This is a genomic window from Aeromonas sp. R2-3 (assembly GCF_040908375.1).
In the GTDB taxonomy this organism is placed as follows: domain Bacteria; phylum Pseudomonadota; class Gammaproteobacteria; order Enterobacterales; family Aeromonadaceae; genus Aeromonas; species Aeromonas veronii.
Genome location: NZ_JBFODP010000019.1, coordinates 57,345 through 83,372, shown reverse-complemented (window position 1 = coordinate 83,372; position 26,028 = coordinate 57,345). Strand labels below are relative to the sequence as shown.

The 26,028-nt window shown below is 59.1% G+C and carries 25 protein-coding genes and 7 tRNA genes; 15 read left to right on the top strand and 17 right to left on the bottom strand.

Annotated elements, in window-relative coordinates; translation table 11 throughout:
* Nucleotides 1-246 precede the first annotated feature (246 nt).
* The 3 genes from AB5Z02_RS08780 (at nucleotide 247) to AB5Z02_RS08770 (ending at nucleotide 3,601) form a co-directional block, all read left to right on the top strand.
* Nucleotides 247-2,349: a methyl-accepting chemotaxis protein gene (locus AB5Z02_RS08780; protein WP_368215871.1), complete on the top strand. Its 2,103-nt coding sequence runs from the start codon at nucleotides 247-249 to the stop codon at nucleotides 2,347-2,349.
* Between the two features lie 99 nt (nucleotides 2,350-2,448).
* The gene (locus AB5Z02_RS08775; protein ID WP_005349384.1) at nucleotides 2,449-3,117 is read left to right on the top strand and encodes a LysM-like peptidoglycan-binding domain-containing protein; all 669 of its coding nucleotides are present in this window, start codon (nucleotides 2,449-2,451) and stop codon (nucleotides 3,115-3,117) included.
* A 274-nt stretch (nucleotides 3,118-3,391) separates the two neighbouring features.
* Nucleotides 3,392-3,601 (top strand): cold-shock protein, encoded by a 210-nt coding sequence (locus tag AB5Z02_RS08770; RefSeq protein WP_005338972.1) that lies wholly within the window; start codon nucleotides 3,392-3,394, stop codon nucleotides 3,599-3,601.
* A 382-nt stretch (nucleotides 3,602-3,983) separates the two neighbouring features.
* Here the strand turns inward: AB5Z02_RS08770 and AB5Z02_RS08765 are convergent.
* The 8 genes from AB5Z02_RS08765 to orn form a co-directional block, all read right to left on the bottom strand.
* Nucleotides 3,984-4,059, bottom strand: a tRNA-Gly gene (locus AB5Z02_RS08765).
* A 24-nt stretch (nucleotides 4,060-4,083) separates the two neighbouring features.
* Nucleotides 4,084-4,159, bottom strand: a tRNA-Gly gene (locus tag AB5Z02_RS08760).
* Nucleotides 4,160-4,183: 24 nt separating this feature from the next.
* Nucleotides 4,184-4,259, bottom strand: a tRNA-Gly gene (locus AB5Z02_RS08755).
* 24 nt (nucleotides 4,260-4,283) lie between these two features.
* Nucleotides 4,284-4,359: transfer RNA gene (locus AB5Z02_RS08750), tRNA-Gly, on the bottom strand.
* Nucleotides 4,360-4,384: 25 nt separating this feature from the next.
* Nucleotides 4,385-4,460: transfer RNA gene (locus AB5Z02_RS08745), tRNA-Gly, on the bottom strand.
* A 33-nt stretch (nucleotides 4,461-4,493) separates the two neighbouring features.
* Nucleotides 4,494-4,569 (bottom strand) — tRNA-Gly (locus tag AB5Z02_RS08740).
* Nucleotides 4,570-4,606: 37 nt separating this feature from the next.
* Nucleotides 4,607-4,682: transfer RNA gene (locus AB5Z02_RS08735), tRNA-Gly, on the bottom strand.
* A 178-nt stretch (nucleotides 4,683-4,860) separates the two neighbouring features.
* A complete protein-coding gene (gene orn, locus AB5Z02_RS08730; protein ID WP_368215870.1) occupies nucleotides 4,861-5,406 on the bottom strand; it encodes an oligoribonuclease in 546 nt (181 codons plus the stop codon).
* A gap of 91 nt (nucleotides 5,407-5,497) precedes the next feature.
* On the opposite strand from orn, the gene rsgA reads away from it, so the two are divergent.
* Genes rsgA through AB5Z02_RS08705 form a run of 5 tightly spaced genes read left to right on the top strand, consistent with a single transcriptional unit; the run spans nucleotide 5,498 to nucleotide 8,332 of the window.
* A complete protein-coding gene (gene rsgA / locus AB5Z02_RS08725; RefSeq protein WP_368215869.1) occupies nucleotides 5,498-6,532 on the top strand; it encodes a small ribosomal subunit biogenesis GTPase RsgA in 1,035 nt (344 codons plus the stop codon).
* 28 nt (nucleotides 6,533-6,560) lie between these two features.
* A complete protein-coding gene (gene asd, locus AB5Z02_RS08720; protein WP_026034874.1) occupies nucleotides 6,561-7,433 on the top strand; it encodes an archaetidylserine decarboxylase in 873 nt (290 codons plus the stop codon).
* Nucleotides 7,430-7,699: a VF530 family DNA-binding protein gene (locus tag AB5Z02_RS08715; RefSeq protein WP_005349372.1), complete on the top strand. Its 270-nt coding sequence runs from the start codon at nucleotides 7,430-7,432 to the stop codon at nucleotides 7,697-7,699. Before asd ends, AB5Z02_RS08715 begins: the two co-directional genes overlap by 4 nt.
* A complete protein-coding gene (locus tag AB5Z02_RS08710) occupies nucleotides 7,689-7,940 on the top strand; it encodes a DUF2960 domain-containing protein (protein WP_005338984.1) in 252 nt (83 codons plus the stop codon). The genes AB5Z02_RS08715 and AB5Z02_RS08710 overlap by 11 nt, the downstream gene beginning before the upstream one ends.
* 2 nt (nucleotides 7,941-7,942) lie before the next feature.
* On the top strand, nucleotides 7,943-8,332 hold the full coding sequence (locus tag AB5Z02_RS08705) for a hypothetical protein (RefSeq protein WP_368215868.1): 390 nt from the start codon (nucleotides 7,943-7,945) through the stop codon (nucleotides 8,330-8,332).
* An 85-nt stretch (nucleotides 8,333-8,417) separates the two neighbouring features.
* Here AB5Z02_RS08705 and AB5Z02_RS08700 read toward each other — a convergent pair whose 3' ends face one another.
* From AB5Z02_RS08700 to gpt, 5 genes are all read right to left on the bottom strand, one after another.
* Nucleotides 8,418-9,671, bottom strand: coding sequence for a glutamate-5-semialdehyde dehydrogenase (locus AB5Z02_RS08700; RefSeq protein WP_368215867.1), 1,254 nt, complete (start codon nucleotides 9,669-9,671; stop codon nucleotides 8,418-8,420).
* Nucleotides 9,672-9,705: 34 nt separating this feature from the next.
* Complete coding sequence (gene proB, locus AB5Z02_RS08695) at nucleotides 9,706-10,809, bottom strand: glutamate 5-kinase (protein ID WP_368215866.1); 1,104 nt, start codon at nucleotides 10,807-10,809, stop codon at nucleotides 9,706-9,708.
* Between the two features lie 178 nt (nucleotides 10,810-10,987).
* The gene (crl, locus tag AB5Z02_RS08690; protein ID WP_088870066.1) at nucleotides 10,988-11,380 is read right to left on the bottom strand and encodes a sigma factor-binding protein Crl; all 393 of its coding nucleotides are present in this window, start codon (nucleotides 11,378-11,380) and stop codon (nucleotides 10,988-10,990) included.
* 62 nt (nucleotides 11,381-11,442) lie between these two features.
* Nucleotides 11,443-12,711: an esterase FrsA gene (gene frsA / locus AB5Z02_RS08685; RefSeq protein WP_005349360.1), complete on the bottom strand. Its 1,269-nt coding sequence runs from the start codon at nucleotides 12,709-12,711 to the stop codon at nucleotides 11,443-11,445.
* A gap of 172 nt (nucleotides 12,712-12,883) precedes the next feature.
* Nucleotides 12,884-13,351 (bottom strand): xanthine phosphoribosyltransferase, encoded by a 468-nt coding sequence (gene gpt, locus AB5Z02_RS08680; RefSeq protein WP_005339007.1) that lies wholly within the window; start codon nucleotides 13,349-13,351, stop codon nucleotides 12,884-12,886.
* 947 nt (nucleotides 13,352-14,298) lie between these two features.
* On the opposite strand from gpt, the gene AB5Z02_RS08675 reads away from it, so the two are divergent.
* The gene (locus AB5Z02_RS08675) at nucleotides 14,299-15,750 is read left to right on the top strand and encodes an aminoacyl-histidine dipeptidase (RefSeq protein ID WP_167557720.1); all 1,452 of its coding nucleotides are present in this window, start codon (nucleotides 14,299-14,301) and stop codon (nucleotides 15,748-15,750) included.
* Between the two features lie 81 nt (nucleotides 15,751-15,831).
* On the opposite strand, the gene djlA is transcribed toward AB5Z02_RS08675, so the two are convergent.
* The 3 genes from djlA to AB5Z02_RS08660 are packed head-to-tail and all read right to left on the bottom strand — an operon-like array spanning nucleotide 15,832 to nucleotide 18,360.
* Complete coding sequence (djlA, locus tag AB5Z02_RS08670) at nucleotides 15,832-16,665, bottom strand: co-chaperone DjlA (RefSeq protein WP_167557721.1); 834 nt, start codon at nucleotides 16,663-16,665, stop codon at nucleotides 15,832-15,834.
* Nucleotides 16,666-16,684: 19 nt separating this feature from the next.
* The gene (gene murU, locus AB5Z02_RS08665; protein WP_368215865.1) at nucleotides 16,685-17,353 is read right to left on the bottom strand and encodes an N-acetylmuramate alpha-1-phosphate uridylyltransferase MurU; all 669 of its coding nucleotides are present in this window, start codon (nucleotides 17,351-17,353) and stop codon (nucleotides 16,685-16,687) included.
* The gene (locus tag AB5Z02_RS08660) at nucleotides 17,350-18,360 is read right to left on the bottom strand and encodes an aminoglycoside phosphotransferase family protein (RefSeq protein WP_144713741.1); all 1,011 of its coding nucleotides are present in this window, start codon (nucleotides 18,358-18,360) and stop codon (nucleotides 17,350-17,352) included. Before AB5Z02_RS08660 ends, murU begins: the two co-directional genes overlap by 4 nt.
* Before the next feature lie 174 nt (nucleotides 18,361-18,534).
* Between AB5Z02_RS08660 and lptD the strand changes: the two genes are divergently transcribed.
* The 6 genes from lptD to AB5Z02_RS08630 are packed head-to-tail and all read left to right on the top strand — an operon-like array spanning nucleotide 18,535 to nucleotide 25,296.
* Nucleotides 18,535-20,979: an LPS assembly protein LptD gene (gene lptD, locus AB5Z02_RS08655; RefSeq protein ID WP_106842269.1), complete on the top strand. Its 2,445-nt coding sequence runs from the start codon at nucleotides 18,535-18,537 to the stop codon at nucleotides 20,977-20,979.
* A gap of 26 nt (nucleotides 20,980-21,005) precedes the next feature.
* Complete coding sequence (gene surA / locus AB5Z02_RS08650; protein ID WP_042054946.1) at nucleotides 21,006-22,304, top strand: peptidylprolyl isomerase SurA; 1,299 nt, start codon at nucleotides 21,006-21,008, stop codon at nucleotides 22,302-22,304.
* Nucleotides 22,304-23,299, top strand: a complete 996-nt coding sequence (gene pdxA, locus AB5Z02_RS08645) for a 4-hydroxythreonine-4-phosphate dehydrogenase PdxA (protein WP_368215864.1) — start codon at nucleotides 22,304-22,306, stop codon at nucleotides 23,297-23,299. The genes surA and pdxA overlap by 1 nt, the downstream gene beginning before the upstream one ends.
* Nucleotides 23,289-24,101, top strand: coding sequence for a 16S rRNA (adenine(1518)-N(6)/adenine(1519)-N(6))-dimethyltransferase RsmA (gene rsmA / locus AB5Z02_RS08640; RefSeq protein WP_005339016.1), 813 nt, complete (start codon nucleotides 23,289-23,291; stop codon nucleotides 24,099-24,101). The genes pdxA and rsmA overlap by 11 nt, the downstream gene beginning before the upstream one ends.
* 4 nt (nucleotides 24,102-24,105) lie before the next feature.
* Nucleotides 24,106-24,468 (top strand): Co2+/Mg2+ efflux protein ApaG, encoded by a 363-nt coding sequence (apaG, locus tag AB5Z02_RS08635; protein WP_335831408.1) that lies wholly within the window; start codon nucleotides 24,106-24,108, stop codon nucleotides 24,466-24,468.
* A gap of 6 nt (nucleotides 24,469-24,474) precedes the next feature.
* A complete protein-coding gene (locus AB5Z02_RS08630; RefSeq protein ID WP_042031768.1) occupies nucleotides 24,475-25,296 on the top strand; it encodes a symmetrical bis(5'-nucleosyl)-tetraphosphatase in 822 nt (273 codons plus the stop codon).
* Nucleotides 25,297-25,415: 119 nt separating this feature from the next.
* Here the strand turns inward: AB5Z02_RS08630 and AB5Z02_RS08625 are convergent, their stop codons facing one another.
* On the bottom strand, nucleotides 25,416-25,916 hold the full coding sequence (locus AB5Z02_RS08625; RefSeq protein ID WP_021231934.1) for a 2TM domain-containing protein: 501 nt from the start codon (nucleotides 25,914-25,916) through the stop codon (nucleotides 25,416-25,418).
* Between the last annotated feature and the right edge of the window lie 112 nt (nucleotides 25,917-26,028).

Below are 26,028 nucleotides of genomic sequence, written 5' to 3'. Positions count from 1 at the left end.
CCAATTCGTTAGAAAAAACCGTCGCATTTTAGCACCGACAATCACGGATGGGAAAACCATGACGCCATTGCGGGCTAAAGTAGGGGATTAAATCTGTCGCCATTTGCATCTGTAGCCCGATATTTGAAGAGGATCGCAAAACCGAAGCCCCGTTTCCGATTTGCTATGCACAATGCTGGAGAGCTGCCTCCTCCGGTCGATACCCAAATAACGCTCACCACACTTCTCACGAACAAGGAAGAGACGATGCAGTTCCGTTCTATCCAGAATCGCATTCTAGTGATGGCCGGGATCGCCATGACCGCAGCCCTGGTCATCCTGATCCTGCTCAACCAATACTCCGGCCAACAGACCCAACAACTCACCATCAGCTCCAGCCGTGAAGCGCTGCAGCAGGAGGCATGGCAGAAGGTCAGCGCCAATGCCCGCGCCGAGGCGGCCACCATCACCCAACTGCTGCAAAAAGGGCTCTCCTACACCCAGCAGATGGCCAGCGCCCTCGCCCTGCAACAACAGGGCAAACTGCCGCTGGATCGCCAGCAGGCCACCGACCTGCTCAAGGCACAACTGGCGCTGGAGCCCCAGCTTTATGGCGCCTTCGCCGGCTTCGAGCCCAACGGTTTCGACGGTCAGGATGCCAGCTTTGCTGGCCAGAGTGCGCTGGGCAGTGATGACAAGGGGCGCTTCGTGCCCTACTTCTATCGCGACAAGGATCAAATCGGTACCGATCTGCTGCTCTCCATCGAAAAAACCGATCCGGACGAATTCGGCAATCCCGCCAACGACTACTACGCCTGCCCGAAGCGGGAAGGGCGCTCTTGCCTGATCGATCCCTTCAAGGTGGATATCAACGGCCAGCAGGTGCTGGTGAGCACCATCACCACCCCCATCATGGTGGATGGTCAGTTCAAGGGGATCGCCGCGCTGGATCTCGCGGTGGACTCCATCAGCCGTCAGGCAAAGAGCCTCAACAGCAATATCTATGACGGCAAGGGCGAAACCCTGATCGTCAGCGCCGCCGGTGTCATCACAGGCACCAGCGGTGATGCCAGCCTGCTCGGCAGCAGCGCAAGTAAGGTGCTGGGCAACCAGTGGCAACAGTACCTGAAACCGGAAGTTCAGCGTCAGGAGCTGGACGAGTCATTCCGCATTTCCGTCCCCATCATGGTGCCGGGAATGAGCCGCAACTGGGCCATCATCGTCACCCTGCCCTACAAGGTGGTACTGGCGGAGGCCGATCAGCTGGAGAGCCAGCTCAATGAGATGAACCGGGCCGCGGTGACCCAGCAATTGGTGGGTGCCTTTATCGTACTGGTACTGGCGCTGGCCACCATGCTGGTGATTGCCCGCAGCATCACCGGCCCTATCCGTCAGATGGTCAGCCTGGTGGATGACATCGCCGATGGTGAAGGGGATCTCACCAAACGCCTCACGACCCGCTCGGTGGATGAGCTGGGGGATCTCGCCAAGGGGATCAACCGCTTTATCGACAAGCTGCAAGGGCTGCTCGGGGATGTGCTCAAGACGGCCAGCGAGGTGAACCGTTACGCCGGTGACACCGATCGCATCGCCGGTCAGACCGACACCAACCTGCAGCACCATCAGGCGGAGATGGAGCAGATGCTGACCGCGGTGCAGGAGATGTCCTACGTCAGTCAGGAGGTCGCCACCCACGCCAACAATACCGCAGACTCGGCCAAACAGGCACAAAGCGCGGCGGATCAGGGCAAGGAGCGCTTCCAGCAGGTGATCCAGTCGATGCACAAGGTCGCGGCAGAAGCCGGTAAAGGGGCCGAAGTGGTGGAAGGGCTGGCTCACGACAGCGCCCAGATCACCAGCATACTCACCGTCATTCAGGGGATTGCCGACCAGACCAACCTGCTGGCCCTCAACGCCGCCATCGAGGCTGCCCGGGCTGGCGAACAGGGCCGCGGCTTTGCGGTGGTGGCCGACGAGGTGCGCAAACTGGCGGGCAATACCCAGCAGGCGGTGCAGAACACCCAGGAGTTGATCGAGAAGATCCGCCTCAGCTCCACCAATGCAGTCAACGCCATCACCCAGAGCCAGCAGCTGACCCATCAGGCGGTGAGCGAGGCGGATCTGGCGGAAGAGGCGCTCGGCAGCATCTACCAGGCCATCTCCACCATCAACGACATGACCTATCAGATCGCCTCCGCCGCCGAAGAGCAGAGCTCGGTCTCAGAAACCGTCTCCGGCAACCTGTCAAAAACCAACGCACTGGCCAACGACATTGCTCAGGATGCGACCGAAACGGCCAAAGCCAGTCAGGCATTGCGTCAGGCGGCCGACAAATTGCAGCAATTATTGGGTCAATTTCGTCTCAGCTGATAATTTTCCGCATCAGGACTCTCCCCCTCGGGGGCGAGTCCGTTTACCATAGGCGACGAATTTGCCTGATGGCAGGCAATGTAGTGAGAGGTAAATGCCGTGCCCACCCCGGACCGTCGCCCACGAGGCCATAACAGACGAGCCCAGCAACGTCGCCAAGACGAATCACAAGGATCCCTGCTCCATCGCATCAATGCCGCGACCCTGTCCCTGCGCCAACGTTTTGGCCAAGGGATGAGCAACCTCGGCCAACGCCGCCAGGATGCCAAAGCAGGCAAATTCAAGCTGTCCAGCCCGCTGCCCCGCAAAAACACCATAGGTCTGCTGATCCTGATCCCGCTCTGGTTGCTGGTACTGGCCTGGGAGCCGGCACCATCCGTTCCCAAAGCAGCCCCTTCCGGCTCGCTGGAAGTGCCGCTGGCCGTACCTGCTCAAGCTCTAACTGTCGGTAATGGCGCGGCAGGCAGTGCCCCCGCGGCAGCTAAACCAGTCGAAGAGAAGGTCAACGGTACCTGGCTGCAACACGATGTGCAGGCGGGTGAGACCCTCTACTCCATCTGGCGTAAATTCGAGTTGCCGGGTGCCGAGCTGAGCCGCCTGATCGCCATCGAGGGGCCGGATCGCCCCCTGACCCGCCTGCAATCGGGCCGTTCTATCTTCATCCTGGTGGACGACACCCGCCGCATCCAGCGGGTGGAGATCCGCTCCTACGGTCAGGCGGTTTACCGCTACGACCGGCAGGGCGAAGGGTTCGCCCTCAAGGAATAACAAAAACGGGAGGCGCTGGCCTCCCGTTTTTTTCAGTCAAATATCTTCAAATAAGCTACTGACTTCACAATATTTTTAGCTTGTTCAAAAAACGAAAGGGGTCAAATTGACAAGGATCGGCGCTAACGTACAATCGTTTGTGCTTTAGACAGGGATTGTTCTACGTGCTACTGGGACAAAGAGACGTGGTCAGTCATGAGCCAACCCCTGCTTGCAAGGCAAATGCAGCCCAGCACGGGCTTAGTTTCATTTTGTTATTGATAGGATTTAGCACATGTCTGACATTCGCACCGGCCAGGTAAAATGGTTCAACGAAACCAAGGGTTTTGGCTTTATTGAACAATCCCAGGGTCCGGACGTATTCGTTCACTTCTCCTCCATCCAGAGCACCGGTTTCAAAACCCTGGCTGAAGGTCAAAAAGTCCAGTTCACTGTGACCCAGGGCAAAAAAGGCCCTCAGGCTGAAAACGTTACTCTGGTCTAAGCCCGCGCCAGTGAATCATGCAGGAGGAGCCAAGGCCCCTCCTCTTTTTTGCCCGCAGTTCTCGCCTCCCACCACCTGTCGCAACCGCTTGCCTCGTACAATCCGCACCATGAGCCCACATCCCCTTCCTGTTGGCAGGAGGTGGTAGATACGCGCCTAGTAAACGCCAGATACGACAAAGCATCGCTGCGCGATGTGAAGGGCAATTCAAAGGGATTATGAAAACTTCGAAGAGAGATTGGAGCGGGAAACGAGACTCGAACTCGCGACCCCAGCCTTGGCAAGCGCGGATCATGCTCTACCAACTGAATGTGGCTGCGATTGTATGGAGAAACTGAATTCGTGAGCTTGGGGGGGAAAGATACTGAATTTGAAGAGAGATTGGAGCGGGAAACGAGACTCGAACTCGCGACCCCGACCTTGGCAAGGTCGTGCTCTACCAACTGAGCTATTCCCGCAACAGAATGTCATTTACAAGTGATTGGAGCGGGAAACGAGACTCGAACTCGCGACCCCGACCTTGGCAAGGTCGTGCTCTACCAACTGAGCTATTCCCGCAACGGAATGTCACTTACAAATGTTTGGAGCGGGAAACGAGACTCGAACTCGCGACCCCGACCTTGGCAAGGTCGTGCTCTACCAACTGAGCTATTCCCGCAACAGAATGTCATCTGCAAGTGATTGGAGCGGGAAACGAGACTCGAACTCGCGACCCCGACCTTGGCAAGGTCGTGCTCTACCAACTGAGCTATTCCCGCATCGGAATATCACTTACAAATTTTTTGGAGCGGGAAACGAGACTCGAACTCGCGACCCCGACCTTGGCAAGGTCGTGCTCTACCAACTGAGCTATTCCCGCAACAATTTGGTTGTCTTGAGGCTGGCTGATGATTGGAGCGGGAAACGAGACTCGAACTCGCGACCCCGACCTTGGCAAGGTCGTGCTCTACCAACTGAGCTATTCCCGCATCGGGCTGGTTTGCACCAGTGTCATCATCAGATTTTTGGAGCGGGAAACGAGACTCGAACTCGCGACCCCGACCTTGGCAAGGTCGTGCTCTACCAACTGAGCTATTCCCGCAACTACCTTAAAACAGGCCGTACAGCATTTGGTTGCTTGCGCTACTGTACGGGAGCCGAATTATAAGAGCAGTCATTCCAATTGCAAGGGCTTTTTTGTCTGGTTGCGCGCGTTCGCTCAAAAGCTGGCCGAACTGTCGATTTTAGCAGCCAGAGTATGACAACCCCTTGCCGGAGAATCAGATCTTGAAGACGTGGCTGCGATAGAACTGCAGCTCGGCGATGGATTCGCGGATATCATCCAGCGCCTGATGGGTGCCGCTCTTCTTGAACTGATCCAGCAGTTCCGGCTGCCAGCGGCGTACCAGCTCCTTGATGGTGCTGACGTCGACGTTGCGGTAGTGGAAGAAAGCTTCCAGCTCGGCCAAGTGCTTGACCATGAAGCGGCGATCCTGACCGATACTGTTGCCGCACAGCGGGCTGGTTCGCTCCGGCACCCACTGGCGAATGAACTCGAGGGTCTCGGCAATGGCTTTCGCCTCGTCGTGCTGGCTCGCCTTGACCCGTGCCACCAGACCGCTCTTGGTATGGGTGTTGACGTTCCACTCGTCCATCTTGGCCAGCTCTTCATCACTCTGATGAATGGCGATGACCGGCCCTTCGGCCAGTACGTTCAGATCCTTGTCGGTGACGATGGTGGCAATCTCCAGTACCACGTTCTCTTCGGGGTCGAGACCCGTCATCTCCATGTCGATCCATACCAGGTTCTGCGCGCTGACTGTCATGATTGCTCTCTCTATTGGGAGGAATGGCGGAATTTTGCCAATTTGCATGTATCATACTGGCTTTGGATCTGTTCATAAACTGGCGAATCGAGTGGCAAAGAAAGCAAAACTCAATCTGGGTCAACAAAGGCGCGTCCAGGCCAACCGCGAACGGCGGCTGCAAAAAGATCACACCACAGTGGTGGATGACACCCTGTTTGGCCCGGCCATCGAAGGGGTGGTGATCAGCCGTTTTGGTCAGCACGCGGACGTGGAAGCGAGCGATGGCACCATTCACCGCAGCAACCTGCGGCGCAGCAGCATCAGCAGTCTGGTGTGCGGCGACAAGGTGGTGTGGCGTCCCGGCCTCAATGCCGCCATCGCCGGCGTCATCGAGGCGGTGCATCCGCGCCACTCGGTTCTGACCCGGCCGGACTTCTACGACGGGGTCAAACCCATCGCCGCCAACATCGACCAGATAATCATCGTCTCGGCGGTGATGCCCGAGTTCTCCACCAACATCGTCGACCGCTATCTGGTGGCCGCCGAGGATGTGGAGATCCGCCCCCTCATCGTGCTGAACAAGGTCGATATGCTCGATGATGCCGCCAGAGCGCGCATCGAACGCCAGCTCGAAACCTACCGCAAACTCAATTACGAGGTGCTGCTGGTGAGCTGCGAGAGCGGTGAAGGGCTAGATGAGCTGAAAGCCAAGCTCACCGACAAGATCAGCATCTTCGTCGGCCAGTCCGGGGTGGGCAAATCCTCGCTCACCAATGCCCTGATGCCGGGGCTGGATGTGCTCACCGGCGAGATCTCCGAAAACTCGGGGCTCGGCCAGCACACCACCACCACGGCTCGGCTCTACCACTTCCCGAGCGGTGGCGATCTCATCGACTCCCCCGGGATCCGCGAGTTCGCCCTCTGGCATCTGGAAGCCGACCGCATCACCTGGTGCTTCGTCGAGTTTCGCGACTATCTGGGTGGCTGCAAGTTCCGCGACTGTACCCACAAGGACGATCCCGGCTGTGCCCTACGGGCAGCAGTCGACAGTGGCGCTATCAGCGCCGATCGCTTCCACAACTATCACCGCATCCTGGAAACCATGCAGGAAGCCCGTCACGGTCGCCAACAGGCGCGCCTGTGACCCTGTTTAACCTACGTTGATGATGAACATGAGCATTACTGACAACCTGAAAATTGCCGGTCAATACTGTCTGCCCAAGCACGCCCTCTCCCGTCTGATCGGCAAGTTTGCCGCCGCCGAAGCGGGCAACATCACCACCAAGGTGATCGAGGCCTTTATCAAGCAGTACCAGGTCGACATGAGCGAGGCGCTGCACGAGAGCCCGGCCCACTACAAGAGCTTCAACGAGTTCTTCACCCGCGAGCTCAAGCCCGGTATCCGCCCCGTGGTAGAAGATGCCATGACTCTGGCACTGCCGGTCGATGGCACCGTCAGCCAGCTCGGCCCGATCCAGCAGGGTCGCATCATTCAGGCCAAGGGCCACGACTACAGCGCCCGCGAGCTGCTGGGCGGCTATGAGGATCTGGTGGCGCCGTTCAAGGATGGCGACTTCGCCACCATCTATCTGGCGCCCAAGGATTACCACCGCATCCACATGCCGCTGGATGGCGTGCTGGAGAGCATGGTGTTCGTGCCGGGGGACCTTTTCTCCGTCAACCCGCTCACCGCCGAGAACGTGCCGAACCTGTTTGCCCGCAACGAGCGGGTGGTGGCCACCTTCCGCACCCCGCACGGCCCCATGGCGCTGGTGCTGGTCGGTGCCACGATCGTGGCCAGCATCGAGACCATCTGGGCCGGCAACATTGCGCCGACCAAAGAGAAGAAGGTGGTGCGCTGGGACTACACCGGCGACGAAGCCATTACCCTGCAAAAAGGTGCCGAGATGGGCCTGTTCAAGCTGGGCAGCACCGTGGTCTGCCTGTTTGGACCGGGCATGCTGGCCGGTTTCGAACCCCATCTGGCCAACGGGGTCACCACCCGCATGGGCCAGCCCTTTGCCAAGCTGGCGGAGCAGGCATGAGCGAGCAACCGAACGCCTCGCAGAAGAACAACCCGCTGCACGGGCTGACGCTGGAAGCCATCGTCACCGCACTGGTCGAGCACTATGGCTGGGAAGAGCTGGGGCAGCAGATCAATATCCGCTGCTTCACCGATAATCCCAGCATCAAGTCCAGCCTGAAGTTCTTGCGCAAGACCCCCTGGGCTCGGGAGAAGGTCGAAAGCCTCTACCTCTACGTCCAGCGCAAGCAAGCCAAATCGAAGAAGGAAGGGCAAGATGGCCTTTAAGATTACGTACACCTATAAAAAACAGGCCAAAGAGATCGGCTACGCGAACGACAAGTTCCGCAGCATCTACGATGCCATCGCTGCTGCCGAAGGGCTGGATCTCACCAGTTTTCACGCCATGGAGGCCCAGCTGGCTCAGGTTTGTCGCCGCGACAAGAAAAGCGTGAAGGATTACCAGGAGAACTACTTCAAAGAGTTGGGATTCTCCAACATCGTCATCGAACGGGATCTTCAGGAGTAACCATGCGCACCTTGACCCTGATGGCCGCTTCTCTGCTGCTGGCGGCATGCAGTACACCGGAACAACATCTGGTTGGCAGCGGTCGCGACAGCCACGGCTGTATCGGCAGTGCGGGCTATCAGTGGTCAGCGCTGACGGGCAAATGTGTGCGCCTGTTTGAGCAGGGTATCCGGCTCAATCCGACCGATGCCAGCCAGACCAGCAGCGCCTTCGTGCTGTTCAATACCGATCAGAGCAAGGCCGAACTGACCCTGCCGACCGGCGAGCAGCACCAGCTTGCCCGTCAGGGCATGGAAGGCAACTGGTCGTGGCAGGGCAGCGGCTACACCCTCTTTATCTGGAAGGGTTATGTGCTCAAGCACGGTGACAAGGCGCTCTATCACGGGGAATAACCCGAGCGCCTGATATCTTCACGATATCCACCAAATAAAATGCCGACCCAAGAGTCGGCATTTTTGTATCTGACACAACAGGTTATCAGGCACGGCTGAGGTAATCGGCCTGCCCTACCCACTTGTAGCTGGTAAGCTCGGTCAGCCCCATGGGGCCACGGGCGTGCAGCATCTGGGTCGACACCGCCACTTCAGCGCCCAGACCAAACTGGCCACCATCAGTGAAACGGGTGGAGGCGTTGACATAGACAGCCGCCGAACCGGCGCCATTGACGAAACGCTCGGCGTTGGCCAGATCGTTGGTCAGGATGGCATCGGAGTGGCCGGCGTTGTGCTCGCGCATATGGGCCAGCGCCTCGTTCACATCCGCCACTAACTTGACCCCCAGGGTCAGCCCGAGCCACTCGGTATCGAAATCCTCCGGCCCAGCCTCGCACAGATTGTCGGCACCCGCCAACTGCGTCATGGCGTTGGGCGCGGCCACCAGCGTCACCTTGCGCTCGTTCATCAGCGTCACCAGTTGCGGCAGGAAGGTGGCTGCCACCTTCTCGTGTACCAGCAGGGTATCGAGGGCATTGCAGGCGGAGGGGCGTTGCACCTTGGCGTTGTCGATGACCGCCAGAGAGCGCGCCAAATCGGCACTCTCGTCGACGAAAATATGGCTGATACCGAACCCGCCGATGATGACCGGAATGGAGCTGTTCTCCTTGCACATCTTGTGCAGGCCGGCACCGCCGCGGGGAATGATCATGTCCACGTAGCGGTCGAGGCGCAGCAGCTCGGCCACCAGCGCCCGATCCGGGTTGTCGATGTACTGTACTGCCGCCTCGGGCAGACCGGAGGCCGCCAAGGCATGCTGGATCACCCGCACCAACTCCAGATTGGAGTGGAAGGTCTCGCGCCCGCCGCGCAGTATGCTGGCGTTGCCGGTCTTGAGGCAGAGGCTGGCGATGTCGATGGTGACGTTGGGACGCGCCTCGTAGATGACGCCGATAACCCCGATGGGCACCCGACGACGAGAGAGCCGCAGGCCATTTTCCAGCACCCGGCTATCCATTTCAGCACCGACCGGATCATCCAGCGTGATCACCTTGCGCACATCCGCCACAATCCCGGCCAGCCGGGCCGGATTGAGCAGCAGGCGATCCAGCATGGCTTCTGACAAGCCAGCCTCACGCCCTGCCGCGATATCCTTGTCGTTGGCCGCGAGGATCTGCTCACTGCGCGCCTCAAGCTCGTCGGCGATGGCGGCCAGCGCCCGATTTTTCTGCGCCGTGCTGATGGTAGCCAGCTGATAGGCGGCTTCTCGGGCCGCCTGCCCCATTTTCTCCAGACTCATCTCATTTCCCTTTGTTCATGCCGTGCCGCCCTGATTAGAGCAGCACCATGTCGTCTCGATGGATGGCCACAGAGCCGTAGCCATAGCCCAATACCTGTTCAATCTGATCAGAGTGGACGCCGCGCAGCCTGTCCAGCTCCAGATGGTCGTAACGGCAGATACCGCGCGCCAACTCGGCGCCTTTGGGATCGAGGATCCGCACCACATCGCCTCGAATAAAGTCGCCCTTGACGGCGACAATCCCCTTGGGCAGCAGGCTGGAGCCTTTATCCTTCATGGCGGCGACAGCCCCCTGATCCACATGGACTTCGCCGTGAGGGGGCGGGCCTGCCAGGATCCAGCTCTTGCGCCCTTCCAGCGGGGAGGCCAGCGCCGGGAACAGGGTACCGATACGCTCGCCCTTGGCGAGACGGCCGATCACCTCCGGCATCTGGCCGGTCGCGATCACCACATTGACACCGGCCCGGCGTGCCACATCGGCCGCCTGCAGCTTGGTGGCCATGCCGCCGGTACCGAGGCCACTGACACTGTCACCCGCCAACGAGCGCAGGGTATCGTCGATGGTCTGCACCTCTTCAATGAGCTGGGCGTCGGGATTGGTGCGCGGATCGGCGGTAAAGAGCCCCTTCTGGTCGGTTAGCAGGATCAGCAGATCCGCATCCGCCAGAATGGCGGCCCGCGCGGAGAGGTTGTCGTTGTCGCCCACCTTGATCTCGGCGGTCGCCACCGCATCGTTTTCGTTGATCACCGGAATAATGCGGTGATCGAGCAGGGTGCGCATGGTGTCGCGGGCGTTGAGGTAGCGTTCCCGATCTTCCAGATCGGCGCGGGTCAGCAGCATCTGGCCGATATGCAGACCGTAAAGGTTGAACAGATCATGCCATACCCGAATCAGCTGGGTCTGACCAACCGCCGCCAGCATCTGCTTGTTGGGAAGGGTTGGCGCCAGTGGCGGGTGACCCAGATGTTCACGCCCGGCGGCGATAGCCCCTGATGTGACGACCACGACCCGATGGCCGTGACGGTGCAAGGCCGCACACTGTCTGACCAGCTCGACCATATGGGCACGATTGAGCTGGGAAGACCCCCCTGTGAGCACGCTGGTGCCCAACTTGACAACTATGGTTCTGTTTTCCATGGGAGCATAAAGGCTAAAAAGTAAGGAATATCTTTATACCCACGGCCATGGTGCCCTGCAAGGCAATTAACGCCGGGGTGAGGAGATGGGGCAAAGCCCGGATGATTGCGGTCGGAAGGGGGGATAGCTGACTGATGGCCCGGCAAACAGCGGGATACTGCTCACCGGGCATCAGGGATCAAGCAGCGGTCACGGTCAACTCATTGGTGACCTGATCCGCTGGCGCTAACTGGCACTCCAGTGCCGCCAGTTTGTCGCTGATGAGCTTGTAGAAACGGTTGAGGGTCCGCTCCACTTCTACCTGGTGCTTCTTGGGGATCGGCTTGTCCAGCCACTCACCATCAGCATTGTAGAAACCGAGCTGATAGTGGTAACGGAAATGGTGATCGTCCTGCTCCAGCACCAGCCACCAGCCCCAGAACTCCCGCTTGTCCGGCGCCGGCTTGGCGCTGACACAGACCGACAGGCAGTCGAAACGATAACGCCCCTCTTCGCAGAGATCTTCGCGCAAATAGGGGCCAATGGCAGCAAACTGCCTCAGCAGTCGCTTGTAGGTCACTCTTTCAGACATGTTAACCTCCCTGTTAAACAAGCCGCGCCACCTCGGGATGGCGTCAGTTCTTTAGCGCAATGTCAGGTACACAAATGCTGTTTCAGCCACTCGACGATTTCGTCCAGCGCCTTGTCATACACCTCCAGCAAAGGCTGTTTGTCGAATACGATGGCCTTGCCGTTACGACTGGCCGCCGCCAATGCCCGTACATCCTGCTCGGGACAAATAAAATCTCGCTTGTGTCCAATACTCAATATCGGCACAGAGGTGCGAGTCCCCAGTAATCCTTGTGTTTTAAGTGAAAATACCTGGCACTTGGTACGCATGCCGTCCCACTGCGCCGCATCAGCCCCCAACCGGTTGGCCAGACTATCCCGCATCATGCGCGGACACTTGGCAAACAGCTCCTGATTGGTAAACACCTGATTGACCCCGGCGCCGACACAAACCACGGTGCGCAGCTTAAAGGGTTCGATAAAGGCCAGTCTGGCTGCGATATTGCCCGCCAGACGCATCCCCACCATGGCGATACGCTGATGATCGACCCAGGCCACTTCGGAGAGATAATGGAGCACCGCCTGATGGAGACGGCTGGTATCCTGCACCAGCGGCCAATGCTCGGCATAGCCAACCCCGGGCATATCGAGGGAGAGCATGCCGATACCGTTGGGCTCGAGCCGTTTGAGATAGAAGTTGAGGAAATCGAGCTGCAAGGAGTCGATCCCGCCGCTGATGATCACCAGCGGCACTGGTTTTTCGGTCGTCGGCAGGTGGAGATAACCCTGAATATGCTTGCCGCGAAAAGGCACCTGGATCTCTTTGAGCGGCACCTTGAACAGGCGACCCGCCTCGCGATAGGCCATGTTACCGAGCAGCTGGGCCTGATCCGCCAGCTCGTCATCCTTGAGATGGGGATAGCTGGCGATGGAGTAGTAGCGCACCGCCTTGAGCAGCTGTTTCAAGGCGCCAGAAGGATCACCCTTCTCGCGCAGTTCGCGGCCCTGCTTGAAATAGTTGCCAGCCACCTGGCTCCACTCGTAGATCCAGTTGCCAGGCACATAGCCCTTGATGGTATCGAGATAGCAATCGTGGGTGCGCTCGCCGGTCGCCATGGCGATACGGGCCAGGGTCTGCTCCACTTCGATGGGATCAGCACCCTGCCAGGTCCAGGAGGGGCGACGCAGCAAGCGATACCAGCTCTTTGACATGGAGCCGTCGATAAACATCTCGTCTGACTCGGCTTGCGCCAGATCAGCCGCACTGGAGTTGGAGATCTCGGATGTTTCCAATACCTTCTTGACGCGGGTAAAGAGCTGTTCGGTCAGGTTTAGGTCTTCGTTCAAGTCCAAGATAGTATCCCATTCATATCAGGCAATAGCCCATCTTAACCACTTTTACTGCCCATCAGCCACCCTGCAACAGATTGATACACAAAAAAACAGGGCTCCAAATTGGAGCCCTGTGAAACCATTATTGCCGGTTGCGACCAATGGACGCAGCGAGCGTCACATCCCGATCCCGTTACTTTTCATCGCAGATCGGTGTGGCGAACTCCAGTGCCATATCCCACGGCTGTTCGATCCAGGTATCCTGCGGGATCGCCACTTCGAAATCGTCCAGCAGCGCTTCGCCCATCGGCTTGGCGAAAATCGCGATGAACTTGGCTTTCGGGTAGAGCTCGCGGATCGCCTTGGCGGTAGTGCCGGTGTCCACCAGATCTTCCACCACCAGCCAGCCTTCGCCGTCACCGGCGGTGGTGGCAGCCTTCACGACCACCAGCTCGCGCTGGCTGTCATGGTCATAGCTGGAGATGCAGAGGGTTTCCACATTACGAATGCCAAGTTCACGGGCCATCAGGGCTGCGGGCACCAGACCACCACGGCTGACCGCGATGATACCTTTCCACTGGCTGACAGGCAGCTGACGACGGGCCAGACGGCGAGCTTCACGTTGCAGGTTGTCCCACGACACATAGAACTTTTTCGGCATGTTATCGATCTCGAATAGTTATTTAAAAACAATCACTTAAAATAACAACACCCGCAATTATCCCTGCGGATGCCAGTAAATGGCGGTCCTTGCCCGACTGAATTCAGATTGCACTTCGGCTGCCTCAGGGCTAAGCCTCGGCAGCAAATCTGATAACAATGGAAGCAAGATGGGCTTATCCGGCGATCGGTTAGATGATGTGTCCAAACCGCGGACAGGCTGTTGGGCCGATATGATAGCACCGTTTGCAGAGAAAATGCCTGGCAAACGTATGCCAAAAACAGGAAAAATCGGCATCACCCTCTCCATTCGGCACATCTAGAGCTCCAAACGACTAACCTGCCGTCCCTGCTGCCGAGTCCTAATGGGCTGTGCGGCAAATCGCAGATAAAAAAATAGCAGGGGGAGGATTTACCTCACGCACCTGCTGCTTTCTCGCCTCTGCCTGGTTGGGCAGCTCGTCTTAGCGACGAGTGACGAAGGGGTTAGGGTAGCTGAAACCCTGGGTATACAAAGAGGGGGCAAACCAATAGGTTGAGTTGCTGCCTGGCATATTGAAACTCCTGATTGCTTAACAAGTTACGTACCTTTAATGCGGGCTCAAATCCTTGAACGAACACTCGGTTCCATGGAGGCGCACTTGCTTTGCTTCGGTTCCCTGGAGGCTTTCATCGTCATCCTGACGGGTGGCGAACCACGGGAGCTAATTTACCAGTCGGTGCGTTAAATTCAATATTTTTGTGAGATTGGTCACACATTTTCTTTTCTATCGGTCAGCGTCGTCCGAACCTGACGATCGTACTGCCTGGTTGCCATCAGCCAGCACAAGCTGCCTGCGATTTGCGCTGATTGCTCACATTTTTGTGTGATTGACTGTATTATCGTTATCCTCTTCCCCGGCCCGCTGATGGGGCCCTGTTAATTCCGTGCTGGTAAGGAGTCCCGACGTGGCACAGCTTAGCTCTCTCTCTCCCAAACTGATTTGGCATTTCTTCGAACAGATCTGCTCCATTCCCCACCCTTCCAAACATGAAGCCAAACTGAGCGCCTGGATCATCCAATGGGCTCAAGGGGAAGGTCTGGCGGTCAAGCAGGACAAGGTCGGCAACATCATCATCAAGAAACCGGCCACCCCGGGGATGGAAAACCGCAAAGCCGTGGTACTGCAGGCCCACATCGACATGGTGCCGCAGGCCAACGCCGACACCAAACACGACTTCGCCAACGATCCCATCGATGCCTATGTCGATGGCGAGTGGGTCACTGCCCGTGGCACCACTCTGGGTGCCGACAACGGCATCGGCATGGCCGGTTGCCTGGCTGTGCTGGCTGACAAGACCATCAAGCATGGTCCGCTGGAAGTGCTGCTGACCACAGACGAAGAGACCGGTATGACCGGCGCCTTCGGTCTGGAAGCGGGCTGGCTGGAGGGCGAAATTCTGCTCAACACCGACTCCGAAGAGGATGGCGAAGTCTATATGGGCTGCGCTGGCGGTGTGGATGCCAATATCCGCTTCCCGCTCGAGCTGGTTGATGCTGCTGAAGGTGAAGCGTTCGAACTGGCCGTAAAAGGGCTGCGTGGCGGTCACTCCGGTTGCGATATCCATCGCGGTCGTGGCAATGCCAACAAGCTGCTGGTGCGTCTGCTCAAAGCAGCCGAGCCGCTGGGTGTTCGTCTGGCCGAGATCCACGGCGGCACTCTGCGCAACGCCATCCCGCGCGAAGCCCGTGCCACCCTGCAGGTGCCCGCTGCCAGCGTGAACGAGTTCAAGGCGCTGGTTGACCGCTACACCGGGATCTACCAGACCGAACTGGCCGCCACCGAGCCGAACCTGACCGTGCTGGTTAACAGCGCCGCCAAACCGGCCAAGTTGATGAGCGTCTCCCTGCAGCAGCGCCTGCTGGATGCCCTGATGGCCTGCCCGAACGGCGTGATGCGCATGAGCGATGCTATGCCCGGCGTGACCGAAACCTCTACCAACCTGGGGGTCATCAAGACTCAGGATGGCGAAGTGTACGTCCAGTGCCTGATCCGCTCCCTGATTGACTCCGGCCGCGAGAGCATCGAGCAGATGACCCGCTCCCTGTTCACCCTGGCAGGCGCCAGCTGCGAATTCACCGGTGCCTATCCGGGTTGGGCGCCGAACGTGGACTCCCCCGTCATGGCGCTGGTACGCAACAGCTACCAGACCCTGTTTGGCACCATGCCCAACGTCATGGTGATCCACGCCGGCCTCGAGTGCGGTCTGTTCAAGAGCGCCTATCCGGAGTGGGACATGGTCTCCTTCGGCCCGACCATCCGCGGTGCCCACTCCCCTGACGAGAAGGTACATATCCCGGCGGTCGAACGTTTCTGGCAACTGCTGGTGCACGTGCTGGAAGCGATTCCGGCCAAATAACCCGGCCTGCGCCACACGGCAAAACAAAGCCCCGCACTGCTGCGGGGCTTTTTATTGTCTGTTACAGCCAGATTTTGGCGCTTAACGGATGCCGCGGGCCTCGCGGATCCACTCCCAGGCTTGCTGGATCTCCTGGGTCTTCTCCTTGGCCATCTCCATCATCTCCGGCGGCAACCCCTTGGCGGCCAGCTTGTCCGGGTGATGCTTGCTCATCTCCTTGCGGTAGGCGCGCTTGATATCCTGATCGCTGTCGCTCTCGCTCACCCCCAGCAGCTGGTAGGCATTCTTGAGGCGATCCGCCGAGGGAGGCGCCTGCCGATACTGCTGGCCACCCGCACCGCTCCCCTGATACTGGCCATGGGCCTGATTGAAGAAGTTCATCTGCGCTTCGGCCATCGCCAGAATGCGGGCCAGCTCGATACGGCTGAAACCCAGCTCGTCGGCAATGGTGTGCAGAATGGCGCGCTCGCCCTCCTCTACCCGACCATCTGCAAAGGCCGCCTGCAGTTGTACCTCGAGGAAGAAGCGCAGGATATCGCGCTGCCCCAGACTGGCACGGCGGAACTCGGCCAGGGTCTCGCGCAGCGGGAAGTCGGCCTCTTTACCGAGACGAAACGACTCCTGCGCCCGGGCACGCTGTTCGCCCGCCAGCCGCATCCGATCCATCAGGTTAGAGGCAACGCGGATCTCCTGCTCGGTCACCTGACCGCTGGACTTGGCGATGTGACCCATCACCGAGAAGGTGGCATGGAAAAAGACGGCTTGCTGCTCCTGACTCGGGCCGCGACGAAACGCCCCCTGCAACCCCATGCCACGGTCGAAACGGTGGCCGATCCAGAGGCCAATCAGGGCACCAATGATATTGCCGAGCAGAAAACCGAAGAAGGCGCCCAGCACCTTACCCCAAATACGCATGGTTCAAGACCTCTTGAAGTTAATGAGTGCGGGCCTGGAGCTGGTCATCCAGCTCGCGCAGTCGATCGACCGTGCCGATATCGCGCCACTCGCCAGCGAGCAGGCTGCCGCCCACTCGCCCTTGAGCCATCCAGTCACGGAGCAGGGGCGCCAGCTTGCGGGCACCGCCCGCGAGACCGGCAAAGGCCGCCGGATCATATAGTCCGACCCCGCTGAAGGTAAACGCTGGCGTATCCATGACTCGCCCTTCTTGCAGGGCAAAGTCCCCGCTCGGGTGCTGGGGCGGATTGGGCACCAGCCAAAGGTGGGCCAGATCATCGCCAAGGGGCTGGCTGACCAGTGTGTGATAATCGAGATCGAGCCAGGTATCGCCGTTGATCACCAGAAAAGGGTCTGCCCCCAGCAGCGGCAGCGCCTGCACAATGCCGCCCGCGGTCTCCAGTGCGCTCTCCTCGGCTGACCAGTGGATGGTCACACCAAGCGCACTGCCATCACCAAGGCTCTCGACCAGCTTGTGGCCAAGCCAGGCGTGGTTGATCACCAGCTCGGTCACGCCAGCGGCTTTGAGTTTTTCGATGTGATGAACGATGAGCGGCTTGCCCCCCACCGCTAGCAGCGGCTTGGGCAACAGGTCGGTCAGCGGGCGCATCCGCTCGCCACGGCCAGCGGCCAGGATCATCGCCTTCATGGTTTAACCCCAGCGTTGGCGATCCCCGGCAACACCACCTGCTCCAGCCACTGACCAAAACGGGCCAATACCGGATAGGCGCTACCGTGAGTGCGACAGACATCCACCACGTAGCCAAGGGTACGGGGAATATCCTTGAGATAGCCGGACTTGCCGTCGCGATGATAGAGCCGGGTGAAGATTCCGGCCGCTTTGAGGTGTCGCTGCATGCCGGTCAGGTCGGCATCACGCCGGAAACTGGCATAATCGAGCTCGCCAAGCAGACCCGCCTGTTGCAGGGTGGCAAAGCCGTGACGCATCCCTTCATCGATCACCTCGTCCGGCCAGCGCACGTAGCAATCTTTCAGCAGGGAAACCAAGTCATAGGTAAGCGGCCCGATGACCATATCCTGAAAATCGATGATGGCGAGTTCGCTGCTATCAGGAGTATCTCCACCGCACACCATCAGGTTGCGACTGTGGAAGTCACGGTGCATCACCCCTTGTGGCTGAGACAGATTACAGGCAGTGAGACAGGCAAAAGTCTCATCGAGCAACTGCTGCTCTTCGTCGCTCAGGGTCAGTTGCAGATGATGGCCAAGCAGCCACTCGGGGAAAATGCTGTTCTCCCGCGCCATAAAGGCGGCATCGAAGGGCTCAAGCGCCAGTTCAACCGCCCCCAGGCGGGGCAGCAAATCAATCGCCTTGCCATACCAGGCCAGCACGTTGTGCTCGTTCAGGCAGCTGATCAGCTGGGTATCGCCCAGATCACTGACCGCCAGCAGCCCCTGTTCGTAGTCCACCGCCTTCACCTCTGGCGCCAACAGCTGACGCGCCTGCAAGGCCGCCGCGTTACGAACAAATTCATGATTTTTTTCGGTTTTCGGATTGGCATCCACCCACACCAGACCACCACCACGAGAGTAGCGGCGGAAGCTGGCATCACCGGAAATGAGGGTCAACTGAAGACTGGCATCACCGGAAATACGGCGTGCCCACTGCAATAGCAGGGAATCGCGATCGTGCATAAGTAGAGGACCAAGGTGGAAAGCAGCACTTGGCTGTTAGCCCTGGCCGCAATAATGCTTTATCATTGCCGGCTAACATAAAGCAATGACATGCAATGTCAACTCGATGAAACCTGTCGTAAAATGCATGCCTTGGATCAACCGTATCTATCACGGATTGCACGAGTCTTTCACATGACAAAATGGACACTGGGGTACCGCTATCCCATCGCCCTGACTATCAGCCTGGCCCCCGCACTCACCTCTATGATGGTGCAGGCGGCCCCGTTCGAAGCGCCGCCAGCCACCGGCATTCTCGATAGTCTCTGCTATGACTATGTTCCCAAGATAGAGAAGCCTGCATCGGATCAGGATGCCAACGCACAGCCGGTCGAGGTCGATGCCGACCGTCTCGAGGCCAAACAGGGCGGCACCGCCGTCTATGAAGGTGACGTCAAGGTTCGTCAGGGTGTTCGCAAGTTTGACTCCGACTATGCCCAGCTCGACCAGAAGAGCCGGGATGTCATCGCCATCGGCAACATCTATTACAACGACGGTCAGGTGACCGTCACCAGCGACAAGACCCTCAAATCCAACCTGGATACCAAGAACTCCGAACTGGAAGAGGGCAAGTATCAGGTGCATGGCTCACCGGTGCGCGGCTTTGCCAAGCGCGTGGTGATGACCAACAACAACCAGAACATCACCATGGAGGGGGCCCAGTACACCACCTGTCCCCCCGGTCAGGAAGTGTGGACCCTCAAGGCGGGCAGCATCGACATCGACCAGAAAGAGGTGTTCGGCGAAGCCTGGAATGCCAGCCTCTGGCTCTATGATTACCCGGTGTTCTACTTCCCCTATATCAACTTCCCCATCAAGGATGAGCGGAAGACCGGCCTGCTCTACCCGGGTTACAAGCAAAGCTCCAGCAACGGCATGGATATCACCCAGCCCTTCTACTGGAACATTGCCCCCAACTATGATGCCACCATCACCTCCCGTTTTATGGACAAACGTGGCCTGATGGAGCAGGTGGAGTTTCGCTACATGCCGGACCCCGCCCACACCGGCACCCTCTATTTTGAAAATCTGGCTGATGACAAGCAGTACAGCCCGAGCAATCCGAGTCTGGCTGGCTTGTCCGATGGCCATCGCTACCTGATGAACGTCCGTCACGGCTCCGCCCTGATGGATGGCAGCCTGCGTTTTGGTATCGACTACACCCAGGTGCGCGACAAGGACTACAACTACTTCAACGACTTCAGCCCGCAAGTGGGCACTCAGGTCGACAGTCAGTTGCAGCAATCCTTTACCGCCGGCTACTACCAGCACAACTGGAACCTCACCTCCGAGGTGCGCCGCTACCAGATCCTGAGCCCATATGCGTTGCTGCCCCACGAGATGCTGCCGCGTATCGACTACAACTACTATCAGCAAGGCAAGTGGTTCGATCTGGCCTGGAACAGTGAACTGACCAAGTTTGGCTATGACAGTGGCAGTGCCGCCACTCTGCAAGCAGGTGAGCGCTATACCGCTACCCGCCTGCATCTGGCGCCAACCCTGACCGTGCCCCTGGTGGATGCACCGGGTTACTACCTGACCAGTCAGTACAAGCTGATGTTTACCTCCTACAACCAGGAGGTACCCGATAATCTGGTTAGCCAGGACCGCAGCCGCTTCACCGATGCAGACAGCAAACAGCTGACCCTGAAAGAGGGCACCATTACCCGTACTCTGCCCTCCTTCCGCCTCAAGGGGGGCGTCAACTTCGATCGGCCGCTCGACTGGTATGATGGCAAGGGCACCCAGACCCTGGAGCCCGAGTTCCAGTACCTCTATATCCCTTACAAAAATCAGGACGAGATCGGGATCTACGACTCCACCACCACCCGTCAGGACTACTACAGCCTGTTCAGTGACCGCCGCTTTGCCGGTCTCGACCGCATCAGCGATGCCAACCGGGTCACCGTTGGCCTGACCAGCCGGGTCTATGACAATGTGGGTGATGAACGGTTGCGTCTGGCGGTAGCCCAGGCCTTTGAGATGACGCCACCCAAGGTGCGCCTCTACCCTTCAAATCCGGAAAGCACCAACGCCCGCTCCCTGCTCTCGTTCGAGGGGGATGCCCGGATCACCGATGAGTGGTTTGCCCATGCAGGAACCCAGTACGATACCTCCGAGGGTGAATTTACGGCTGGCAACGGTGCAGTCGAGTACCGGACCGGCAAGCTGACCACTCAGGTCAACTACCGCTACATCAAGGATGGCAACCTGGACTATCGCTATCCGACCAACACGGCGCTGGCAGAAGATCTGAGCCAGGCGGGTCTGGTGATGATGGCGCCGATCGCCGATCAGTGGCAGATGTATGGCGGTTACTACCGTGACATCAAGCAGGATGTGAACATTGACCGCAAGATCGGTGTCAAATACGACTCCTGCTGCTGGAGCATCAACATGAGCCTGGAGTGGCACAATCAGCCGGACAACGTCACCCTGAAGCCTACTTCGGAAAAAGTCATTGGTCTGCAGTTTGAAATGAAGGGACTTGGCAGCGTGGGTACCGGTGGCCGCAGCGTCACCCTGGATACCGAGCTGTTGCCCTATGTTCGCCCGTTTAATCTGAAAGGCCAGCAATGATGCTGGCCCAGCCTTGAGAGATGGATATGAAAAAGACCCTGATTGCCCTGCTGACCGCGGGAATGTTCGGTGCCATGAGCCAGGCCGCACTGGCTGCGCCCGAGCTGATGGACAAGGTTCTGGCCGTGGTCAACAAGGACGTGGTGCTGTCTAGCCAACAGGACGCACTGGTCAACAAGGTAAAACTCTCCGCCCAGGAGAGCGGCCAGTCCCTGCCTGACGATGCCACCCTGCGCAAACAGGCGCTGGATCGCCTGATCCAGGAGAGCCTGCAACTGCAACTGGCAGAGCGCCAGGGGCTGAAGATTAGCGATACCCAGCTGGAACAGGCTATTCAGGGCATCGCCGCCGACAACAAGATGACCCTGGATCAGCTGCGCGCCCAGCTCGCCCGTGAAGGGATGACCTATGCCCAGTATCGGGAAGAGGTTCGCCGCGAGATCCTGATGAACGAGGTGCGCCGCAACCAGGTGCGCCGCCGTATCAACATCTCCGAGCAGGAGGTGAAGCAGGTGGTGGAGATCCTGAAGAAACAGGGTCAACAGCAGAACGAATACCACGTCGGCCATATCCAGATTGCCCTGCCGGACAACCCCACTGCCGCCCAGCTGGATGCCGCCAAGAGCAAGATCGAGCGCATTCTGGCCGCCCTCAAGCAGGGTGCCGACTTCCGCAAACTGGCCATTGCCGAGAGTAATGGTCCCAAGGCGCTGGAAGGGGGTGACTGGGGCTGGATGAGCCCGCAAGAGATGCCGACCCTGATGGCCGAAGCGGTACAGGGTGCCCAGAAGGGCGATATCGTCGGCCCACTGCGCTCCGGTGCCGGCCTGCACATCGTCAAGGTGTTCGACACCAAGGGTCAGCAGCAAGTGATGCAGACCGAGGTGAAGGCCCGCCACATCCTGATCAAGCCGTCCATTATCCTGAGCGAAGAGAAAGCCAAGGGGATGCTGGATGGCATTCTGCACGACATCAAGAGCGGCAAGGCCAGCTTCGCCAGCATGGCGGAGAAGTACTCCGAAGATCCGGGCTCTGCGGTGCAGGGTGGCGAACTGGGCTGGTCTGATCCCAACGTCTATGTCCCCGAGTTCCGCGACATGGTCAACCGTCTGCAACCGGGCCAGATCAGTGCCCCGTTCCGTACCAGCCACGGCTGGCACATCGTGCAGGTGGAAGATCGCCGCAGCCAGGATGCGACCGACAAGGCTCAGGAGCAGCGCGCCTACCAGCTGATCTACAATCGTCGCTTCGTGGAAGAGTCCCAGGCGTGGCTGGATGAGCTGCGTGACGAGGCCTACATCCAGATCGAAGGAGCCGGTAGCTGATGAGCTGCCGTCGCCTTGCCGTTACCCCGGGCGAACCGGCCGGGATCGGCCCGGATCTGGTGCTGCAGATTGCCCGGCAGGATTGGCCCCACCAGTTGGTGGTGATCGCCGATCCGGCGCTGCTGCGCGAGCGGGCAACCCTGCTTGGGCTGCCCATCGAGCTTGAGCCCTACGATGCCTCCGCCCCTGCCCGCCCCCAGCGGGCGGGCACCCTGACCGTCTGTCCGGTCACCCTCGGCGCCCCCGTGGTGCCGGGCGAGCTGAACGAAGGCAATGGCGCCTATGTGCTGGCAACCCTGCAGCGCGCCTGTGATGGTAACATGAGCGGCGAATTTGCCGCCGTGGTGACCGGACCGGTGCACAAGGGGATCATCAACCAGGCCGGGGTCTCATTCAGCGGCCACACCGAGTTCTTTGCCCAGCAATCCAACACCGCCGATGTGGTGATGATGCTGGCAACCGAGGGGCTGCGGGTCGCACTGGCGACTACCCATATTCCGCTGGCCTATGTAGCGATGGCCATCACCGAGGATCGCCTCGGCAAGGTGATCCGGATCCTCAACGAGGATCTCTCCACCAAGTTTGGCATCGCCAAACCCCGTATTTACGTCTGCGGCCTCAACCCCCATGCAGGGGAAGGTGGCCATCTCGGACGTGAAGAAATTGACGTGATCGAACCCGCCCTGGCCACCCTACGCCAAGAGGGGATCGATCTGGTCGGCCCGTTGCCGGCCGACACCCTGTTCCAGGAGAAATACCTCAAGGATGCGGATGCGGTACTCGCCATGTACCACGACCAGGGGCTGCCTGTGCTCAAATACAAGGGCTTCGGCAGTTCGGTCAATATCACCCTGGGGCTTCCCTTCATCCGCACTTCGGTGGATCACGGCACCGCGCTGGATCTGGCAGGCAAGGGCCTGGCGGATTCGGGCAGCCTTGTCACCGCGATTAACCACGCCATCAAGATGGTAGAGAAAAAAAGATATGAGCAGTAAGGTGCACATGGGCCACACGGCCCGTAAGCGTTTCGGTCAGAACTTCTTGCACGACCGGTATGTGATCGATCAAATCGTCGCCGCCATCAACCCGCAGCCGGGTCAGAATCTGGTGGAGATCGGTCCGGGTCTGGCCGCGCTGACCGAGCCGGTCGCCGCCCAGATGGACAAAATGACCGTGGTCGAGCTTGACCGGGACCTGGCTGCGCGCCTGCGCGAGCACCCGACTCTCAAAGACAAGCTGACCGTCATCGAAGCGGACGCCATGCGTTTCGACTTCGGCACCCTGATGGGTGAAGGCAAGGGGCCGCTGCGGATCTTCGGCAACCTGCCCTACAACATCTCCACCCCGCTCATCTTCCACCTGTGCGAGTTCGCTGATCGGGTAGAAGACATGCACTTCATGCTGCAAAAAGAAGTGGTGTTGCGTCTGGCCGCCGGTCCGGGCAGCAAGGCTTATGGCCGTCTGAGCGTGATGACCCAGTACTACTGCCAGGTGGTGCCTGTGCTGGAAGTGGGCCCGGGTGCCTTCAAACCGGCGCCAAAGGTGGACTCTGCCGTAGTTCGCCTGATCCCGCACAAGAATCCGACCATAGTCGCCAAAGACATTCGTTGTCTGAATCGCGTCTGTACCGAGGGCTTTGGCCAGCGTCGCAAGACCATCCGCAACAGCTTCTCCAACTTCATCACCGACGCCCAGCTGACCGAGCTTGGTATCGATGGCAACCTGCGCCCGGAGAATCTCTCCCTCGAGCAGTTTGTCATGATCGCCAACTGGCTGGCAGATCAGCAACAGGCCTGATCCTGTGGCACTCCCGCACATCGTTGTCCGCCCATCCCCCTCGTATGTGGCGGATAGCAAAGACCCCTACCAGTTTCACTATCTTATCGAGATTGAGAATCTGGGGCCCGGCCCGGTGCAGTTGCTGCATCGGCGCTGGCTCATCACCGATGCCAATGGCAAGATGCAGGAAGTCTCAGGCCCCGGCGTGGTCGGGGAGCAACCCCTTATTGCCGAGGGAGAGACCTACTGCTACCAGAGCGGCGTGCCGCTGGCGACACCGCTCGGAGTGATGGAGGGGAGTTACACCCTGCAAGATGGCTCTGGCCAGCAGTTTGAGGCGCCCGTCGCCCCCTTCACGCTGGCCATCCCCAACATTATCAACTGAGGTTTCATGGCGAACTGTTTTGTCGGTGACATCCAGGGCTGTTACGACGACTTGCGCCGTCTGCTGGATCTTGCCAAGTTCGATCCCGAAAATGACGTGCTCTGGCTCTGCGGCGATCTGGTCGCCCGCGGCCCGGACTCGCTCAACACATTGCGATTCGTCAAGGATCTGGGCAACCGTGCCGTTACCGTGCTCGGTAACCACGACCTGCACCTGTTGGCGGTGGCCAACGGCGTTGCACCGCTCAAGAAGAAAGACAAGCTGCAGAGCCTGATGGATGCGCCGGATCGGGACGAACTGCTGGAGTGGCTGCGCCACCGCCCGCTACTGGCCGAACACCCCGACCTGCCCATCATGATGGTGCATGCCGGTATCTCTCCGGCGTGGGATGCCCGCACCGCCCGCAACTGCGCCCGCGAGGTAGAGAGCCTGCTGCGTGGCGATCAGTACCTGTGGCTACTGCACAACATGTATGGCGATCAGCCGGATGGCTGGAAAGATGATCTGGTCGGGATCGACCGCTACCGCTACATCATCAACACCTTCACCCGGATGCGCTTCTGCTACTTCGATGGCCGGCTCGACTTCAAATGCAAGAAGGGCCCCAAGGAGTCGACCCCGGGCCTGCGTCCCTGGTTCGAGCAGCGCGAGCATCACGTGGATGATCCCATTCTGGTATTCGGCCACTGGGCGGCCCTGATGGGCAACACCGGCAAGAGCGATATCAAGGCGCTCGATACCGGCTGTGTCTGGGGCAACAGCCTCACTCTGTGGCGCTACGAGGATGATGCCCTCTTTGCCACCCCCTGCCCCACTCACGCCAGCTAGGGGGAACACAGCAATCTGGCGGTCGCTGCCGCACGGATTGCCACAACCCGCTCCAATAACAAAGCCCGGCTGGTTGCCGGGCTTGCTGTTTTAGGTTCCCTGTTTTCCGGCGAATGAAGTTACAACTTGCGCCCCAGCCGCTTCTCGATCTGGCGCCTCTCCCACTCGGGGCCAAACAGCTTGAAGGGCTGAAACACCCGAACAGCATGGGAGGCAAGCCCCAATCCCCAGCCCAGGGTTGGCCACCATGCCCAGATGTACTCCGGATTGCTCAGGTAGTTGATAACAAACAGCCCGCAGATCACCACCACGTAGCTGGCGACATGGTGATAGAAGCCCTTGAGCTCCTCCACATAGCGCATTGCCGCCCGCTCCTCTGCCGATACCTGCACCGCATCCTGCCCCATAGTGTCACTTCCTCTCATCTCGCGCTCCTGTTGCTCTGATCCATCCAGTTGAGCCACATCGAGTTCAAAGACGGCAGCCAGGGCCTTGAGAGATTCCAGTCCGGGTTGCTGCCCCTGCTCGATCCGCTGGATAGTGCGGACACTCAAACCAGTCAACGTTGCCAACTGATCCTGAGACCAACCCCGTTGCAATCTCAACTTCCTGACGATCATCTCGAACTCCTTGTGGTAATTGACAGGGCCAGCATAGGGCTTACGCCGCGAAAGGTGACACGACAGATAGCCGACATACATCTGACAGTCCTTTAAAATCAGATGGTTAAGA